Genomic DNA, 18,426 nt, shown 5'->3' on the forward strand with positions numbered 1-18,426 from the left:
TTCGCTTCGCGTCATCGCGTTGAAGGGCACCGGGATGGTGCTGCGAAGGGGTATCATTTCATGCAGTTCAACAGCCTGAGGCTTTCCGCCGCCATGGCCACCCTCGCGCTGGCCAGCGCACCCGCGATGGCGCACGCACAGACAGTGCAGTTCGACATTCCCGCGCAACCGCTGAACAAAGCGTTGATCGCCTATTCGAAGCAGGCCAACGTGCGGATTGCCTTCCCTGCGGATGCGATCAAGGGAAGGACTTCGGTCGCCATTCGCATTGCGATTCCGCCGCACGACGCGCTCGTTCGTCTGATCGCAGGTTCGGGCCTGCACATCGTGCGCGAAGATGGACAGGTCGTAGTCCTAGCGGAAGAGGGGCCAGGCGACAGGGCGAACCCGATCGACGCAGATGCCATCATCGTCAGTGGCATCCGGGAGAGCCTCGACAAGGCGGTGCAGATCAAGCGCAAGGACAGCCGCATCGTCGACGTGGTGGCGGCCGAGGACATCGGAAAGCTGCCCGACAACAACATCGCCGAGGCCCTCCAGCGTGTGCCCGGTGTCGCGATTACGCGTGACGAAGGCGTCGGCACCGGAGTGTCGATCCGCGGCCTTGGGCAGAACCTGATCCAGCTCAACGGACGAACGACCCTGGGCGGCGGGCGCGATGGCATCAACTTCCAGGACATGCCGCCCGAACTGCTCGCGTCGGTCAAGGTCATCAAATCGCCGACCCCCAAGATGATCGAAGGCGCGCTTGGTGGTACGATCGAAATGGAGACCCAGCGCCCGCTCGACCTCAAGGAAACGGTCATCAGCATGTTCGGGCGCGGCGAATATGGTGACAGTGTCGACAAGACCGGTTTTTCGATCGGCGGCCAGATCGGCCACACCTGGGACCTTGGCGACGCCGGGGATTTCGGCGCGATCTTCGACGTTTCCTACTACGACCAGAAGCTGCGCCAGGATGAGCAGCGCCCGCTGCTCAACGTCCAGGACGTCGATCTCGACAACGATGGCACGATCTCGGACGACGAGACCGATCTGATCGTGCCCAAGAATTCCAGTTCGACGACCAACACCGAGGACCGTCGCCGCCTGGCCCTGCACACGATGCTGCAGTGGGCCCCGGCATCGGGCAACGGCAACTTCTATGTCGATGCGACCTACACGCGTTTCGAGAACACGTTCGCCGGCTACGAAAGCTTCATGTTCGACGGCACCGTAGATACCAGCAAGCCGATCACGGTGGGCAACAACGGAGAGCTGACGCACTACACGCTCACCGGCGCCAACTACGCGTTGGCCTCGACGGCCAATTTGCGCCACACCGACACCTACAATACGGCCTTGGGCGGTGAGTGGACGTTCGGCCGCCTCAAGACCACGGGCGAGGTTTCCTACGTCAAGGCAAAGGGTCGTTCGGTCGCTCGCCAGCTCCACTTTCGCCCAATGGACACCGAAGCCGAGGCGGCGAACCCCTCCGGCAACAACTATGCCACCGCCGACTTCACCTACGACACCACCGATCCCGACAGTCTGCCCGCGATCAGCATCGTCAACTCGATCGATATCAACGATCCCTCGAACTACGTCCTGCGCATCTTCCGCGACCAGAATACCTACACCGACGACGACGAATATGCCGGCCGGCTCGACCTCTCCTATGACAATGCCGGAGGGCCGCTTTCCACGCTGATTTCCTCGTTCGACTTTGGCGTGCGCGCAACCACGCGCAAGCACAGCAGCTACTCGCGCGACTTGCAGTACACAGGTCTCGACAACGGCCTGAAGGATGCAAACGGCAATCCGATCACGATTTCCGCAACCGCGTTCTCGGACTACCTCACGGGCCTGCCCTATCACGATGCCTTCCCGACCTACATGGACGTGGACTATGGCTGGCGTGATGGCGGCGTCTATCTCGCTCCGTCGGCGCTGTCTCAGGACAATATCCAGTCATTGCGCAACCTGCTCAATTCGCTCACCAGCGATACGAGCAGCGAGATCCCGACCTCGATCGATATCGACCCCTCCACGATCTCGCATATCACCGAAAAGACCCAGGCGCTCTACGGCCAGTTCAACCTCGACACGACCCTCTTCGGGATTCCGATGACTGGCGTCGTCGGTGCCCGCTGGGTTCGCACCGACCAGCGTACCGAGGGCATGGAGGAAGACGCGGAGACTGGCGAATACGTCGAGGCCCTGGCCAACCGCACCTATTCCGACTTTCTGCCCAGCGCGAACCTGACGTTCGATTTGCGTAACGACCTGCGCGTGCGCGTGGCCGCCGCCAAGGTCATGCGCCGTCCCGGGTTCGGCGATCTGAGCCCGGCACTGACCACGAATTTCAACCTCACAGGCGGCAGCCGCGGCAATCCGGATCTCGATCCCTACCGCGCAACCCAATACGATCTCTCGGTCGAATGGTACCCGAGCAAGAGCAACATGATCTCGGCCGCGGTTTTCTACAAGAACGTGGCCAGCTTCCTGCGCTCGACCTCGATCTGTCTCGACCGCCCGGACATCATCGAAATGGTCGACGACAGCGTGATCTCGCAGACCTGCCGGCTCGACGGCAGCACCGAGAACATTGACTCGAGCACCGACCGCGACCTGCTCGGCCTGACGGTGACCACACAGACCAACGGGCATTCGGGTACGGTCAAGGGACTCGAGTTTGCCGTCCAGCAGGCATTCGACTTCCTGCCGGGCCCGCTCTCGGGGCTCGGCGTGATCGCCAACTGGACTTATGCCGACAGCGAGGATCCCAATGGTATTCCACTTGAGAATATCTCGCACAACACCGTCAATCTCATTGGCTATTACGAGGATGGCAAGTTCTCGACCCGCCTGGCTTACAACTACCGCGACAAGTATCTGGCGACGAGCTACGATACCAAGGTGCGTTCGATCGGCCTCTATCCGGAACTGGGCGACGACGACCCCACACTTGGCAACGCCTATAGCCACGGCGCCCAGCAGCTCGACTTCAGCGCAGCGTACAAGATCTATGGCGACTGGTCGCTGACGCTCGACATCGTCAACCTGACCAAGGAATCGGTCAAGCTCTACTCGGTCAAGGGCCAGCTCTTCGACATCGCCTCCACCGATCGCCGTTTCCAGTTCGGTCTGCGCGGCAAGTTCTGAGGAACGCGAAGCCCTGGTTTTCACATGGCCTGCAGGCTGCGCGAAGGCCAGGGCTTGGCGTCCGGGCCGCGCCAGGCTGGGTTCCACCTCTCAATCATAAAGGTACGGGAAATGGATAAACCAAGCCGGCGCGAGGTTCTCGCCGGGACCCTGGTCACGGCCGCGGCGGCGCTGGCCATATCTCCGGCCCGCGCCCTGGCCCATACCGAGGACAGGCACGGCGCAGCACTTGCCGCCAAGAGCGGCCCACCTTTGGCTACCCAGCCTTCACGTGCGATCGGAGGCCGGGCCGGCTTGCGCCAGCATGTCGATCCGTTCATCGGCACGGGCGGTCACGGCCACACCTATCCCGGCGCGACGATGCCCTTCGGCATGGTGCAGCTCAGCCCGGACACGGACAACGCGCGTTGGGATGCCTGTTCGGGCTACCACGCGGATGACCGGACGATCCTGGGCTTTTCGCATACGCACCTGAGTGGAACCGGCGTCGGCGACATGCTGGATGTCCTGGTGGTCCCCCGGACGGGCAAGGTCATTCTCGATCCCGGCACGCGGGAAAAGCCCGAGGGAAGCTATCGACAGGGCTTCGATCATGCAGACGAGCATGCCGAGCCGGGCTACTACCGCGTAGCGCTCAGGGAGAGCGGCATCACCGCTGAATTGACCGCCACCGAACGGGTTGGCATCCACCGTTACCATTTTCCAGAGGCAGGCCACCTGCTGATTGATTTTACGCACGGCAGCCGCGGCAATCCGGTCGAGCCAACGCACGTGAGCGACGCCTCGCTCAAGGTCGTGGCGCCCGATCTGATCGTGGGGTCGCGGCGTGTTCACGGTTGGGCGGACGGACGCCTCATTCATTTCGCGATGCGTCTGTCACGCCCCTGCGCGCAGGCAGTCCTCTATGGCAACGATCGCCCGCTCCCGGAAGGTAGCATGCAGATCGAAGGAGCTGCACTCAAATGCGCGCTCCATTTCCCGGACGCGTCTGACGATGCTCTCGTCATAAAGGTCGGACTATCTGGGGTCGACGTGGACGGAGCCATGCGCAACCTCGACACCGAAGCGCCGGGATGGGACTTCGAAGGCTATCGCGGCGCTGCGGCGCAAGCCTGGGAGCGGGAACTGGCGCGCATCACCGTCGACGGCGCCGACCCCGAGCAGGCCGCCATCTTTTACACCGGCCTCTACCATGCGATGCTCGCGCCGACTCTGTTCAGCGACGTGGACGGACGCACGCGCGGGATGGACACGGCGATCCATACCCTGCCTGCCGAAGAGCGCGCCTATTCGACTTATTCCCTTTGGGACACCTATCGTGCGCTCCATCCGCTGTTCACGCTGATCCAGAGCGAACGTAACGCCGAACTGGTGCGCGATTTGGTGCGAATTGCCGAACAAAGCCCCTGGGGCCCCGCCATCTGGCCGCTTCAAGGCGTTGAGACACGCTGCATGATCGGGTGGCATTCGGCAGTGGTCATCGCGGAGGCCTGCGCCAAGGCCGTTCCGGGCATCGACTATACGAAAGCGTGGTCGCTCTACCGCCGCCGGGCCTTCGAGGACGAAGTTTTCGATCTGGCAGCCTATCGTACTCACGGTTACGTTCCCGCCGACGTGTCACGCCAGTCCGTCAGCAAGACGCTCGAATACGCCTACGACGACTGGGCGATGGCATGCCTTGCGCAGGCGGCGGGCGCCTACGAGGACGCAAGCCAGCTGCGCGCACGCGCGCGCAGCTATGCCAATGTGTTCGACAGGGAGACGCAGTTCGTTCGGCCACGCCTGTCCAACGGCCAATGGGCGCAACCCTTCGATCCTCGCTCCAACCGGCACGACCCGCGTGGCTGGGTCGATTTCACGGAAAGCAATGCCTGGCAGGCGACCTTCCTCAACCAGCACGATGTGCACCACTATATCACGCTGTTCGGTGGCGATGCTGCGTTCGCGGCCAAGCTTGACGGTCTTTTTGCCGCCAGCAGCGAATTGCCACCCGGAATGCCTCCGGACGTGTCCGGAATGGTCGGCCAGTACGCCCACGGCAACGAGCCCAGCCACCATGTGGCCTATCTCTATGCCTATGCCGGACAGGCCTGGAAGACCCAGGATCGCGTGCGAAGCCTTCTCGAAACGCAATATCGCGCCGCGCCCGATGGATTGTCGGGCAACGAGGACTGCGGCCAGATGAGCGCATGGTATGTCATGAGCGCTTTGGGGCTCTATGCCGTAGATCCGGTTAGCGGCAACTACGTGTTCGGCTCTCCCATCTTTCCTCGCACGGAACTGGAGCTTCACGGGGGTCGCAGACTGGTGATCGCGGCTCCGCACACCAGCGCGCGCAACCGTTATGTGCATGGCGTTCAATGGAACGGCCGCCCCTGGGACCGCAGCTGGATTTCGCATCGCGAACTGGCGAAAGGGGGACGTCTGGCCTTCGACATGCGCGACACGCCCAACCCCGAGTTCGGGGCCGATCCCGCGGCGCGCCCTCCTTCATTGCTTTAAAATGCAGCTAGTTTCATCGTTCCTCGATCCACCGCAATAGCCGATCCATTCCGGTCGTTCGACTGCAGAATTCAATCGCCAAAGACCGGACCATCCGTTCAGCGGGCCGCAAAATTCTTAAAAAGCCTTCGCCCAATTCGAGGCACTGGCCCCGCCCCGAAAAGTTGAGGATGCCCGCTCACCGTATCGATCGGAAAGGCCATTGGATCAGGTGGGCCGTCCAAAGCGGCCACCAGATCAAGACAGGTTGAAGCATTAGCCGGGGAATGTGGTAGGCGAGCATGTATTCGTGGTTGGGTTTTGCCAGATCGATAAACATATGCTGGAAGTTCGCCGGCCAGACACACATAGCGTAAATGGCGAGCCCCCATGCCGCAGCCTTGCGAAATCTCGGAAGTCGCCACTGTACCATTCCGATAGCACCTGAAATTTCCGCTAATCCGGTCAGCATAACAATCAGAGCAGGTGCAGGCACCCAACCTGGAACGATTGCGACGAACGGGGCCGGTAACGCAAGGTGAAGCACCCCGGCTGCGGCGTAGAAACACGCGATGACATTGCCAGAGATGGATCGAGCTTTCATGCCGGGCCTTATGGGCTCTGAGGTCGCACTTGTCAGGATCAACCATGATCGAAATTTGACCGGAAGCCGGCTTTGGAACCGCCAAGCCAAGGTACCGAGATTCATGAATGTGGGGCTGAACTTCGGTAATATACCAGACGGTCGGCACCTGGGGACCAGAAATTGACCGCTGAGTGTCTACAAAGGTCGGCGGCCGAAGGGGCGAAACCACCAATACAATGTTCGGCAGAACGGGCCGTCGATCGGGAAAATACGTGGTCCGACACCTGCTCAATCCCATTTAGCGAAGTGCATCGAGCACATTATGCAGGTCCGTAGAACGCTTGCGTCCGCACTTGGCGACGGCTCGAACAGGTCTTCATCCCAAGCTCGAACCGCACCCAAGTCACCGCATCAACCCATTTCAAAACAGCCTCTTAGATCTGGCTCACTTCTCCGGCCGAGAAAAAACGCTTGATCACGTCGCTTGCCAGGCGTGCGGGCCGCATGGTCGCCGCATCCAGACAACACCAACTGGACTTCACTTCGGCCAGAACCTCTTCGCCACGCCTGATCACCGTTTCGTAAAAAGCTCTGGCACCCTGCACTTTTTCCAAAACCACCGTGGCTATGACATCATCTTCCAGAAAAGCCGGTCGGCGGTACGTAATTTCGTGCTTGATCGCCACCCACAGATGCTGACTGATTGCTTCTGCAGGCGCTAACGCACGCCAATGATCGATGACAGCAGCCTGCACCCATTTCAAATAGCTGGCATTATTGACATGTCCCATAAAGTCGATGTCACTCGGGGCGATGCCGATCGGAAACCGGTGGGGAATTGAGTGGGTCACGTATACGTCAATATCACGCCCCTTGGGTCAAGGTAAAGCGGCCCTTCCGAACCCGGCAAACAAACACCGCCCCCTGAGTGGCTCGAATGGGTCGGACGCTGAAGCGCATTGCGGCGGGCTTGAAGAAGGTTCCAAAATCCAGGATCTTGTGGCTCCCTGCAAGAGCGAGGAGCCAAAATTGGCTCTCAGCGTCTACAGATCGGGCTTGGCGATCATCAGCCAGAAGATGGCGATGACTCCCAGGAAGGCTGGCCAGCCAAGAGCGAACCACCAGCGCGACAAACGCACATAGAGCGCGGGCAACGGCATGCCTTCTGGCGTGGAATCCGAGATGCGCTGCATGCGGATCTGGATGGCAACGACGGGGAGCCAGCAGGCACCGACCAGCACGTAAAGTCCGATCGCCGCAAGCAGCCAGGGTTCGGTGAGCGGGAAGCCTGCGATCCGCGCCAGCCACACGCCGGTGACGGGCTGGACGATCACCGCAGGCGTGGTGAAGAACCAGTCCGCCAGCACGACATTGCGGTTCACCACGCGCCGTGCCGCAAGCACACCGCTGCGGTTCGCCATCCAGCCATGGAACGCGGTGCCCAGGCCCGTGCCGAACAGGAGGGTGGAGCTCAGGACATGGATGGTCTTGAGCAGCAGGTAAGAGTCAATCACGGCGCACCTCCAGTGCATTCACGGCGAGCGAGAGGCCCAGGACGGCCAGGTTCTTGACGAGTGGCCCGAACGGGTCCGCCCAGAGTTCGGGCGCGATCACGGTCAGGATCGCGCTATAGGCGAGCATCAGCGCGATACCGGCCAGCGCGGCTCCTCTCACGCCGGCGATCAGGCCAAGACCGATGGCGATGTCGGCAAGGCTGCCCGACCACAGGGCAAGGGGGCCTAGCGCAGAAGGCAGTCCGAGCTTGCCGAGCCAGTGGGCGATGGCTTGCGCCGGAGCGAACCCGAGCGAGACGACGCCCCCCGCCAGCCAAACCACCGCCAGTAGCCAACGCAGCAGCGCCGCGATCGGCCAAAGCCGGGCCGCCATGAGATCAGTGGTCTGGGCGGGGTGAAGCGCCAGTGCCTGCTCCACACCAAGCGACCTGGCCCCGGTCGCCGCGACAAGCGGCTCGACCGAGGCGGTGTTCCCGCGCTCCAGCATGACCAGGCTTTCCGGGGTCGCGGGGCCGATGCCGAGCCGAGCGGCAAGCCTCAAGAGCGGCCGGGGGATCGAAACCCTCGGCGCTTCGCGAAGGCCGAGCCACTGCCGCAGGGCAGTGGTCAACGCGTCGGTTGTCATCGGCTCCGGCCCGACCGCGTCGACTTTCAGCGCCAGCGGGCGCCCGGCTTCGAGCAAGCGCAGGACGACACCGCTGAGGTCGTCGACGTGGATCGGCTGCACCTGCCAGTTCCCGTTAGCGATGCGCGGCACGATGGGCAGCGCTGCCAAGGCACTGAACAGCGCCATGCTCGCTCCGCCCCGGCCGAGGACGAGGGAGGGGCGTACGATGGCCCAGCCCATCCGCGTTCCATCGCCTCCCAGCATCGCGAGATGCTCGTCTGCCGTCCGTTTGGAGAGGTGGTAGCGTGTCACCGCGGTGTCGTCGGCACCGAGCGACGAGATCTGGACGACCCGGCGCACCCCGGCGGCGTAGGCGCCATCGAAGAGGGCGATCGCCCCGCGCGTATGGACGCCGGCATAGTCGGCGCCCCGGCTCAAGATTCCGGCGCAGTTGACCAGGGCATCGACGCCGCGCAGCCGTGCTTCCCACTTCCTCGCATCGTCGCGGAGAAGGTCGCAGGCGATGGTTTCCACGCCGGGCAGGAGGCGCGACAGGCGCTCCGGGCTGCGTCCGGCGGCAATCACCTCCATGCCGGCCGCGCGCAGCCGCCCCGCCACATGGCGTCCGATGAAGCCGCCGGCCCCCACGATCACGACACGCATCGTGCGCGGCCTCAAGGGTCTTGGCGGGGCGAGCGGCTCCACACCGCAAGGCCCATGCCGACCAGAGCGGCGAGGATGCCGAAGAGCGCGCTGGTCATCGTCCCTTGAACGAGATCGGTCGCATTGGTCGCAAGGCGGCGTAGTGAGACCAGCAGCATGGGCGTCGCCACCATCATCACCGCCGACCACACCGTCCAGAACCGTGAGCGCTCCTCGGTCCCGCACAGCTCGGACAGCAGGATACCCAGCGGTCGCCAAAGCACCGCGCAGGCGAAGGTCGCGACGAGAATGGTCAGCGCATAGGTAAGCAGCAGAGCGGCTATGGGAGACAGCATGGCAAGGTTCCTTTCATTGTGCGCCGGACCGGGTTTGGCGCGGCATCAGAACCTCATCAGCAACTGGCATGCCAATTGCCATGCGGGACGCGAACGCGGGCCTTTTCATAGATTTGCCCCCACCAAATGCTAACGACGTGAACAGTGAACGATGCTAGAGCTGTCAACGATGGATATAGTGACCGGAGTTTTCGCCTATGTCGGCGCGCTGACCCTGACCGGGCTGGCGAGCCTGTTGCTGGCCGCCTTCGTCGTCGTGCGCGCACGCGGGGTGCCGGGGGGAGGACTTCTGGCGACATTCCTGACCGGCGTTGGAGCCTGGAGCCTGGCGCAGGCTCTGCCCGCCATCCTGGGGCCTGGCGCGGCGCCGTTGACGACGACACTTGTCGCGCTTTCGCCGTTGCCCGCAGCGGCCTTCGTCCATCTCGTCTTCAGTTTCGCGGCCTGCAAGGTGCTGCGGCCCGTTGCGCTCGCCAGCTACGCGGCGGGTGGTTTCGCAGCGCTGGTGGGTGTCCTCTTCGGCGTCGGAGAAATCGTCCCATGGCGTGGATTTGAGGGATTCTTCGTGCCGTCGGCCGTGGGTTGGGGCGTGTTGGGCACGGCCGGCGCGCTGTCGCTCGTCGGGCATCTGCGATTGCTCCAGGCGGCGCGATCTTCGGTCGAGGGCGACTTGCGCGCGCGCCAGGCACGGGCCGTCTTCGTCTCGAGCCTGATCGGGCTTGTTGCCTTGTCGGGCTTCGCGTTCCCGGCGCTCGGTATCGAGGCCTATCCCTGGCCGGTTCTGCTTCTGCCGTTTTACTCGGTGGCGCTGGTCCATGGTATTGTGCGCCATCGGTTCATGGCCGCCGACCTCTGGGCGCGGCGTGCCTTGGTGTGGATGCTGCTTATCGCGGGAGCGGGCGCGGCCAGCGTGCTGATCGCCGCGCTGCCGCTTGCGCTGGCCGGACGGCCGACCAGCTTTCTCGCAACCTGGGCGGCACTAGCCGCGACGCTCCTGCTGGGGCTCGCGATCCTCACCCCGCTCAAGCGCCTTGCCGATCGGTCCGTCTTCCCCGGTGCGCGTATCGACGACGCCCGGCTCGCGCATTGGCGCGACCGGCTCGCCGAGGCCGAGGATGAGGCGCAGCTTGGCGAAATCGCGAATGCCCTTTTGCAAGGTCATCTGGCCCTGCCTGCCGATGGCCCCGCGATTGAGGTTCAAGGGCAGGCGGTCGCGCTGCGAGGGTGGGAACAGGCCCCCGCCGGTCCGCGCCACGTGGCTGAGCGTCTGGCGGCACTTACCGCCGAGAGCGCGCGCCGCCTCGCGGCCGCCCGGCGTCTCGTCGAAGCCGAACGCGAGGCGCGCCTTGCCGAGCTCGGCGCGCTGGCCGCGACGGTGGCGCACGACTTGCGCAATCCGCTCGGCATCGTCCAGATGGCCGCCACCGGAGCGCCAGCGGACGTACGCGCGGAAATCGGCGAACAGGTGGCGCGCATGAACGCACTGGTGACCGACATCCTCGACTACGCCCGTGCCTGGAGCGTCACGCCCGCGCCACTCGACCTCGCCGACATGCTGGCCCAGTTCGGTGTCGCGTGCGACGTGCCGGCCGGCCTTGCCGTGCTGGCGGATCGCCAGGCGTTGCTCCGCGTGCTGGCGAACCTTCTCGACAACGCCCGCGCCATGGGTGGAAAGGTGCAGGTGATCGCCGAGCCGGGACCACCCGTCATCCTCGACATCTGCGACGATGGCCCAGGCATCGCGCCCGAAATCGCCGAGAGCCTGTTCCGCCCCTTCGTCTCGCACCGGGTCGGGGGCACGGGGCTTGGCCTGGCCATCGTGCGACGGATCATGGAGGCGCACGGCGGCTCGGTGGCGCTGGCCGAGCGGCCCGGTTGGTCGACCTGTTTTCGCCTCACTTTCGGGAGTAACGCATGATCCTGCTGGCCGATGATGAACCCGCGTTCCAGCGCCTGACCGCCAACTGGCTGCGGTCTTTGGGGCATGAGGTCGTGACCGCAGGGGATGGCGAGGAGGCGCGCGGGATCTTCGCGCAAGGCGGCATCGACACCGTTCTGCTCGACCTTGCCATGCCACCGCACCTCGATCCCGAGGCCGGGCTGGAATTGATCGGGGCCTTTGCCCCGGCGCCCGTAGTGGTGATGACTGGCCATGCCCAGCAAGAGCTCGCGCTCCGGGCAGTCGAGGCGGGGGCGTGGGACTTCCTGGCCAAGCCGATCGATCCCGACATGCTCAAGGTGGTCGTCGCCAGGGCGCAGGAACGCGCCCGGCTTGCGCGCGAACTGGCTCAGGCGCGTGCCGTCGAAGCCGAGACGCAGGACATGGGCCTAATCGGCCAGTCGCCCGCGATGGTGGCCTTGCGCGCGATGATCCGGCGGATCGCGCCGACGCGGCTTCCGATCCTGGTGCTCGGGCCGAGCGGCACCGGCAAGGAACTGGTCGCCCGTGCCCTTCACGCCGCTTCGCCACGCGCTGCAGGGCCCCTCGTGCCGGTTCATTGCGGCGCCATCCCTGCCGACCTTCTCGAAAGCGAACTGTTCGGGCACCTCAAGGGCAGCTTTACCGGCGCACACGCCGACCGTCCCGGGCTGGTGGAGGCGGCCAACGGGGGCACGCTGTTCCTCGACGAAATCGGCGAGATGCCCCCGCTCATGCAGGTCAAGCTGCTGCGTTTCCTGGCCGATGGAACCTATCAACCCATTGGCGCGCGCGAGATGCGACAGGCCGATGTGCGCATCGTTGCGGCCACGCACCGCGACCTTGCCGGCGCCGTCGCCGAGGGGACCTTTCGCGAGGACCTGTACTATCGCCTCAAGGGGATGATCCTGCGCACGCCTGCGCTCAGCGAACGGCCCGGCGACGTGGCGCTTCTCGCCAGCGTGTTCCTGCGCCGTGTGGCCCATGGCCCCGCCGCGTTTGCCCCCGGGGTGCTGGAAGGACTGGAGGGTCATGGCTGGCCCGGCAACGTGCGCGAATTGCGTGCTGCAGTCGAAACCGCGGCCGCTCTGGCGGTGCCGGGCCCCACGGGCCTGACGATCGGTACGGAGGACCTTGCGCTTGCCATCGGGAACGAACTGGAACCATTGCCGAGCAGCGACATGATGCCAACAGGCCAGGCCAGCCTACAGGACGAGCTGAATGCCTTGGAGCATCTGCGGATTACCCAAGCGCTCGAGCGCACAGGTAACAACCATACCCACACCGCGCGGGAATTGGGCCTCTCTCGTGTCGGACTGCTCAAGAAGATGGCGCGCATGGGACTGCGCTAAGCAAGGGAGGCCAGCGCTCGTCGAGCTTGCCACGAGTAGCTCGGCTGTCTCTCACGGCGTTTCGAAGTGGGTGCCTGGCTGTCAGATGGGAGCCTCCATCCGAATAGCCGAAGTCTGCGCCCAAGGAGCCTAGATTGGCGTCTGAATGACTGGGAAGGATCGCTGTCAGGCGAACAGCTTTGGGAACAGCGTATCTTGCGTGTCACTCGGGAAACGAAGCGATACCGGCCCCTTCGGGGTATCGGATGCCAGCAATCCAGCGTCGGTCAGTTCCTTTAGGACACGTCGAGCACTGCGCTCGGGCAGGCCTGTGAGGCGCGGTGCTGCGCCGCGCTCGAATTCTCCTCGAATAAGGGCCTCCTGGAGCAGCCAGTTACTTTCCGGAGATAGACCATCTGTGATCAACACATGGCGCTCGAGCCGCTTTGAGAGGGTGTCGAGTTCGAAGAGGCTCGACATGTAGCTGATTTGATCGAGGCAGACTTTGAGAAACCATTCGGCGAAGCCCACCAGATGCGCTTCGGAAAGGTTTCCCCGCCCGTCGCGATCTCCCTGGCGCGGTGCATCGGCCGAGGCCATGTATTTGCGATATTCTGTCCGGCCAGCATCTCCCGGCCCCAGCCCGCGTGCAAGCCCTCGAGATACCGACCATAGCCCGTGTGCGCCGATCCCTGCCTTGAGCGCCATGGCGTGGCTCATCAACCGACTAACCCGGCCGTTGCCATCGGGAAAGGGGTGAATCCAATTGAACCTGTGATGTGCTGTTGCCAGTGCAAGGATGCGCTTTGCTTTCCCGGCGCCCACTGCGGTCATGCGCATTCCATCGTTGGGTTCAAAGGCATACCGCGAGAAGAAATAGCTCATGAAATCGGGCACTTTGGCCGACGATGGCGGGATGTGACGGCCGATCTGGACATCGTGCTCGGCCCTCGATCGCCATTCGCCCGGCGTCATGACGAAGCTTCGCCCCCTTCCGCGCACGGTGAGCATGTCGATCGAGGCATCCGCGTAGAAATCGCGGTGTAGCTGCAGGATGAAATCGGGGTCGGCAGGATCGGGAAGTTCGCCGCGAACGGCAGCCTGATCGATGGCTTCCTGCACGCGGTAATGCGCCGCGGCTTCGGCCATGAGATCTCGTTGATCGTCATCGCGTTCGCCGGCCAGCGCGCGCTCGATATCCCGGGGGCGGGTGCGGTGCCCCTCGATGAGGTTGCTGTAATAGGTGTTCATCAATCGCACGAGGCTGGCGAGATGGAGTGCGGTCTGCGGATGAAGTGCTCGCCCGAGACCTTCGGCCTTGGCCGCTATTTCGGCGATCAGATCGGGCAAATCACCGGCCGGTGCGTCGATCCGTGCGGGCTCAATCTGGGTGGGGGATTCGACGTTCATTGCCACAGGTTTGGCCGATCTTTCCAGCAGGTTCTCTGATGCGCGCATTAACCCAAGAACAGCCGGTTTTCCAGTTTTATGCTTTGCTTTACGCTCTGTGTGATGGGGTATGGAGTGGCAATTTGGCCGATCCCTTGGCCGATCTTCTGGCCGAAGTCCGCCATCCGTTACTGCGCGCCGCCTCGACGGGACCTACGTTTCCGCCGCAACTGACGCCGATTCCGCAATAGCAGGCAATCGAGCTGCCCTGATGCGTTCAACCTATGGCCATCACGGCCATAGGAGATGTGTCATGGGATTATCAGAATTTGATCCCGCCGTTCACGAGCGCGTTTCGTGGAACGCAGGGCGCAAAGTGGGACCCAAGCGTGCACTCAAACCGCGCCAGATCTGGGCGGTGCGTTTCTTTCTCGACCAGCACCGGCGCATTCGGGATCGGGCCCTTTTTGATCTTGCGATCGACAGCAAGCTGCGCGGTTGCGACCTGGTGAAGATGAAGATCGGCGATATCGTCTGTGATCGGAAGATTCGAAACCGGGCTACCGTGGTTCAGCAGAAGACCGGGCGACCTGTCCAGTTCGAACTGATGGACGATGCTCGGGCAAGTCTTCTCAAATGGCTTGAACTTCGGAGCGGCTCTCTGGACGATTTTATCTTCCCCAGTCGCACGAACCACGCTGCGCACATCAGCACGCGGCAGTATGCCCGCCTCGTTGATGAATGGGTCACGGGAATAGGCTTGCCCTGCGAGGATTACGGCACACATTCCCTGAGAAGGACAAAGGCGTCCATCATCTACAAGGCCACAGGCAATCTCCGAGCGGTTCAGATCCTGCTCGGGCATACGAAGATCGAAAGCACGGTCAGATACCTTGGGGTCGATGTGGAAGACGCATTGGTTTTGGCGGAGGGCACCGAAATCTAACACCCTCTGGCTCCCCTTCAGTCGGGGAGCCAGAACCCTTCTGCTACGGGTAAATCGTCGCGAACCGCGACCTTCTGCACATCGCCTATCGGCGCAGCTTCCGCATGCGGCAAGGGTGAACCGACCGTCCGTCCAGAGGGCCGAACCCCCGACCATCATGATCGACGCGACCTATCTCAAGGCTCACCGCACGGCTTCCAGCCTTGGGGTGAAAAAGGGGGGCTCGGGCGCCTGATCGGGCGGACCAAGGGCGGCATGGACACCAGGCTTCAGGCCGTCACCGATGCCAACGGTCGTCCCTTGAGCTTCTTCATCACGGCTGGCCAGATCAGCGACTACACGGGCGCGGCGGCCCGGCTCGACGACCTGCCAAAGGCGAAGTGGATGCTGGCCGATCGGGGTTATGACGCCGAATGGTTCAGGGACGCGCTTGAGCAAAAAGGGCATCAAGCCGTGCATCCAGGCCGCAAATCCCGCTCCATGGCGGTCAAATACGACAAGCGCCGATACAAGCGCCCATCCAAGCGCCCATCCAAGCGCCGCAACCGCATCGAGATCATGTTCGGTCGCCTCAAGGACTGGCGCCGCCTCGCAACCCGCTACGACCGCGGCCCAACCGTCTTCTTCTCGGGCTCGCTCTCGCCGCCACCGTGCTATTCTGGCTGTAATCCGTAAGCCCTGAGCCTAGGGTGCAAGCAACGGGCCCCCAAGAGTACTACTCCTCAAGACTGGCCCTTTTCCCGCTTCTGCCAAACCTCAGACGACCGGCCAAACCTGCTTGTCGGGAAGCTTCGAGCGCGCCACGAGTGCCTTTCCGGCCTCGTCGATCTGCGCGAAGACGCGTTCCTCGTCGATGGTCAGGCAGCGATAGTTCTCGACAAGCCTCTGCCCATCGACCCAGACGCTGTGGACGCTGCGCCCGTCGGCCGACCAGATCAGCTGGTTCACCACGTTGAGCAGCGGGCGCCATTCCGGCCGGTCGGTGTCGTGCAGCACGAAGTCGGCCTTCTTGCCCACTTCGATCGAGCCGATCTCGCTTTCCAGGCCAAGCGCCTTCGCCCCGTTGAGCGTGCCCATGGTCAGCGCTTCGTGCGCCGGGACCGCCTTGGGATCCCGGCGCGCGTCCTTGAAGAGCCCGGCGGCCAGATACATCGACCGCATCATGTCCATCGAATTGCCGTTGTTGTTGCCATCAGTGCCCAGCATCACGTTGGCGCCCGCCGCGACCAGTTCGGGGAAGCGGCCGCTCGGGCCCGCGCCATAAGCCCCCTTGAGCGCGGACATCGGGCAATGCGTCAAGTTCAAGCCGCTCTCGGCCGCCAGCTTCACCTCGTTGTCATCGAGATGAACCACGTGCGTGAGGCATAGTTCAGGTCCAAGGACACCGATGTCCGCGAGGTATTCGAACGGGCGCAGTCCGGTGTTCGCGAGGTACCATTCGACGTCCAGCTCGACCGGGCTCATGTGCCCGCAGACCTTCCCGCCGATTGCCTTCGCCCGGGCGACCGAATGCTGCCACAGCTCAGTGGTCATCATGTTGTGGCCGACGAGCAGCGGCCAGACAAGGATCCGTCCATCGCGTTCGGGAAAGGCATCGAGCGCTTCGTCGAGCTTGCGGATCTGCTTCTCGGTTTCCCCGGCCTGGTCGGCATCGGGCTCGAACAGGCGGTCCTGGCACCACTGGCCGATACGCCCGCGAATGCCGGTTTCGAGCAATGTCTCGCGCACCTCGGCGAGATTGAGGATCGATCCTGCCTCGAGGAAGGTGGTCGTACCCGTGCGCAGCATCTCCATCGCGGCAAGCTGCGCGGACAGCTTCTCGTCCTCGGGCGTCTGGGCCATGTAGAGCGGGATGAGCCATTCGAGGACGTTCTCCGCCCAGCCGCTGTCATCGGGCACGTAGCCCTTGCTGATCGGCTCGCCGGTAATGTGGATATGGCCGTTGACGTAGCCCGGCGTCAGGACGAAGCGTCGGCCGTCGACGACCTCGCGCGCCGTGACCTGCGCTTCGACCCGTGCAGCTGGGCCGATATGGCTGATGCGATCTCCGGTTACCGCCAGCGAGGCGTTCTTCAGGATCTGGCGATCCGGATTCATGGAGACGATGGTGGTGTCCCGGATCAGCCAGTCAACGGCTTGGGGCGGCGTATTTTCGATGATCGATCTTCCTGTTGCTGGAGCACCCGAACTCAGGACTTGCGGTGAAAAATGCCCTCGACGGCGGCGGCATCGGTCAGGAGGCCGCAGTTCTTCTCGATCGCCATGAGCGCGCCGAGGTGCAGGCGCGGGTCGTAGGAGGCACAGGCGTCCGTGACGACAAAGACATCGAAATCGTGGTGAAAGGCGCTGCGCGTGGTCTGGTCAACGCAGCAGTCCGTCGTCAGGCCCATCATGAACAGGCTGGTCACGCCCTTCGCGCGCAGCCGCTTGGCAAGGTCGGTGCCATGAAAGCCGTCGAACTGGCGCTTGGCAACGACGAGGTCACCCTTTTCGGGGATCAGGCGATAGGGTTCGAAGCCCTTCGTCCCCTCGCGGCAGATGGCGCGCGCGCCCTCGGGCCGCCCCTTGCGCGCATAGAGGCGCCGCAGCGCGCCGCTGTCGGTTTCCGGCGTGGTGGCAACCAGCAGGAAGACCACGGCAGTGCCTGCCGCACGGGCCGCGCGGATCATCGCCTCCATGCGATCGATCGCGGCGGCCGCCGCGCCCATGTCGACCCCGCGCGCACCCAGGGCACCCTCGGGCGAGGCGAAGTCGACCTGAACGTCGACGACGAGCAGCGCGCTCGTCGCCGGATCGACCATGTCCGCAAGCGCCTCGGCATCGACATGCGGCAGGTCTGTCACGTCCATAAAAAAAGTCTCCTGTGTCCGGTTGGAGCGCGGCGCCCGGCCAACCAGGCGAGGCTCGGCTTGGGGTGGCGTTCAAGCGTCACGCAGTCGATCCCGATCAGGCCGAAGGTCGCACGATAGCCCTCGAGCCATTCCCAGTTGTCGAGCGCGGACCAGTGGACACAGCCGTGCACCACACAGCCCTCGTTCATCGCCTGCTTCATGCTGGCAAGCGAACCCGCCCGGCAGGGTCCGGCAGTGCGAGACCGAATAGGTCGCGCCGACCTTGGCCCCGGCGCGACGCGCCGGATCGCCTCGGCCGCACGAAGGTGCGAAAGCTTGAGGTTGTTCGCCGTGCGCCCGTCCTGCGCCATGACCATGCTGAAGCGGCTCGTGACGTAGCGGGCCGCCAGCGCCTTGTGCACGGCTTCCATCGCGCTGCGGGAATCCGTCGGCAGGATCGCGGCCAGCATGTTGACTTCGTAGATCGTCGAACTGGGGACGACGTCGGTGCCGGCATGCTCGCGAAAGCCAAGAACGGCGGGATCGCAATCGCGAACGGCGGTCAGGTCGCTGTGCGTCTCTCGCCCTTCCACCTGATAGCCGCCGGTGCCCGCGCCCCAGGTGAAGTTTTCGGGAAATGTGCCCTCGATACGGTGAGGCTGCCATGTCCGTGCGTCTTTC

General features: G+C 63.7%; 13 protein-coding genes and 1 pseudogene. 6 read left to right on the forward strand and 8 right to left on the reverse strand.

Annotated elements, in window-relative coordinates; genetic code table 11:
• Positions 1-60: 60 nt before the first annotated feature.
• Positions 61-3,144 (forward strand): TonB-dependent receptor, encoded by a 3,084-nt coding sequence (locus HT136_RS17915; RefSeq protein ID WP_214201193.1) that lies wholly within the window; start codon positions 61-63, stop codon positions 3,142-3,144.
• A gap of 24 nt (positions 3,145-3,168) precedes the next feature.
• The gene (locus HT136_RS17920; protein ID WP_246543865.1) at positions 3,169-5,646 is read left to right on the forward strand and encodes a GH92 family glycosyl hydrolase; all 2,478 of its coding nucleotides are present in this window, start codon (positions 3,169-3,171) and stop codon (positions 5,644-5,646) included.
• Between the two features lie 999 nt (positions 5,647-6,645).
• On the opposite strand, the gene HT136_RS17925 is transcribed toward HT136_RS17920, so the two are convergent.
• The 4 genes from HT136_RS17925 to HT136_RS17940 form a co-directional block, all read right to left on the reverse strand.
• The gene (locus HT136_RS17925; RefSeq protein ID WP_214201194.1) at positions 6,646-7,062 is read right to left on the reverse strand and encodes an acyl-CoA thioesterase; all 417 of its coding nucleotides are present in this window, start codon (positions 7,060-7,062) and stop codon (positions 6,646-6,648) included.
• A 192-nt stretch (positions 7,063-7,254) separates the two neighbouring features.
• A complete protein-coding gene (locus HT136_RS17930) occupies positions 7,255-7,722 on the reverse strand; it encodes a DUF2269 family protein (RefSeq protein WP_214201230.1) in 468 nt (155 codons plus the stop codon).
• On the reverse strand, positions 7,718-8,995 hold the full coding sequence (locus HT136_RS17935) for an SDR family oxidoreductase (RefSeq protein WP_214201195.1): 1,278 nt from the start codon (positions 8,993-8,995) through the stop codon (positions 7,718-7,720). The genes HT136_RS17930 and HT136_RS17935 overlap by 5 nt, the downstream gene beginning before the upstream one ends.
• An 11-nt stretch (positions 8,996-9,006) precedes the next feature.
• A complete protein-coding gene (locus HT136_RS17940; RefSeq protein ID WP_214201196.1) occupies positions 9,007-9,330 on the reverse strand; it encodes a hypothetical protein in 324 nt (107 codons plus the stop codon).
• 169 nt (positions 9,331-9,499) lie between these two features.
• Between HT136_RS17940 and HT136_RS17945 the strand changes: the two genes are divergently transcribed.
• Both HT136_RS17945 and HT136_RS17950 read left to right on the forward strand, forming a co-directional pair.
• The gene (locus HT136_RS17945; protein ID WP_214201197.1) at positions 9,500-11,248 is read left to right on the forward strand and encodes a sensor histidine kinase; all 1,749 of its coding nucleotides are present in this window, start codon (positions 9,500-9,502) and stop codon (positions 11,246-11,248) included.
• Positions 11,245-12,600: a sigma-54-dependent transcriptional regulator gene (locus tag HT136_RS17950; protein WP_214201198.1), complete on the forward strand. Its 1,356-nt coding sequence runs from the start codon at positions 11,245-11,247 to the stop codon at positions 12,598-12,600. Before HT136_RS17945 ends, HT136_RS17950 begins: the two co-directional genes overlap by 4 nt.
• A 165-nt stretch (positions 12,601-12,765) precedes the next feature.
• Here HT136_RS17950 and HT136_RS17955 read toward each other — a convergent pair whose 3' ends face one another.
• A complete protein-coding gene (locus HT136_RS17955) occupies positions 12,766-13,989 on the reverse strand; it encodes a Fic family protein (protein WP_214201199.1) in 1,224 nt (407 codons plus the stop codon).
• A 292-nt stretch (positions 13,990-14,281) separates the two neighbouring features.
• On the opposite strand from HT136_RS17955, the gene HT136_RS17960 reads away from it, so the two are divergent.
• Positions 14,282-14,914 carry a tyrosine-type recombinase/integrase gene (locus HT136_RS17960; protein WP_214201200.1) on the forward strand — a complete coding sequence of 211 codons (633 nt, stop codon included), beginning with the start codon at positions 14,282-14,284 and terminating at the stop codon, positions 14,912-14,914.
• Positions 14,915-15,053: 139 nt separating this feature from the next.
• Positions 15,054-15,582 (forward strand): annotated as a pseudogene (locus HT136_RS17965) (IS5 family transposase); the annotation flags it as partial.
• An 88-nt stretch (positions 15,583-15,670) separates the two neighbouring features.
• Here HT136_RS17965 and HT136_RS17970 read toward each other — a convergent pair.
• From HT136_RS17970 to HT136_RS26630, 3 genes are all read right to left on the reverse strand, one after another.
• On the reverse strand, positions 15,671-17,011 hold the full coding sequence (locus HT136_RS17970; protein ID WP_214201201.1) for an amidohydrolase family protein: 1,341 nt from the start codon (positions 17,009-17,011) through the stop codon (positions 15,671-15,673).
• Positions 17,012-17,103: 92 nt separating this feature from the next.
• On the reverse strand, positions 17,104-17,763 hold the full coding sequence (locus tag HT136_RS17975; protein ID WP_214201202.1) for a cysteine hydrolase family protein: 660 nt from the start codon (positions 17,761-17,763) through the stop codon (positions 17,104-17,106).
• Positions 17,754-18,338 (reverse strand): family 1 glycosylhydrolase, encoded by a 585-nt coding sequence (locus HT136_RS26630; protein ID WP_214201203.1) that lies wholly within the window; start codon positions 18,336-18,338, stop codon positions 17,754-17,756. Before HT136_RS26630 ends, HT136_RS17975 begins: the two co-directional genes overlap by 10 nt.
• Positions 18,339-18,426: the final 88 nt, after the last annotated feature.

This window comes from Novosphingobium profundi (assembly GCF_018491765.1).
GTDB classification, from domain to species: Bacteria; Pseudomonadota; Alphaproteobacteria; order Sphingomonadales; family Sphingomonadaceae; genus Novosphingobium; species Novosphingobium profundi.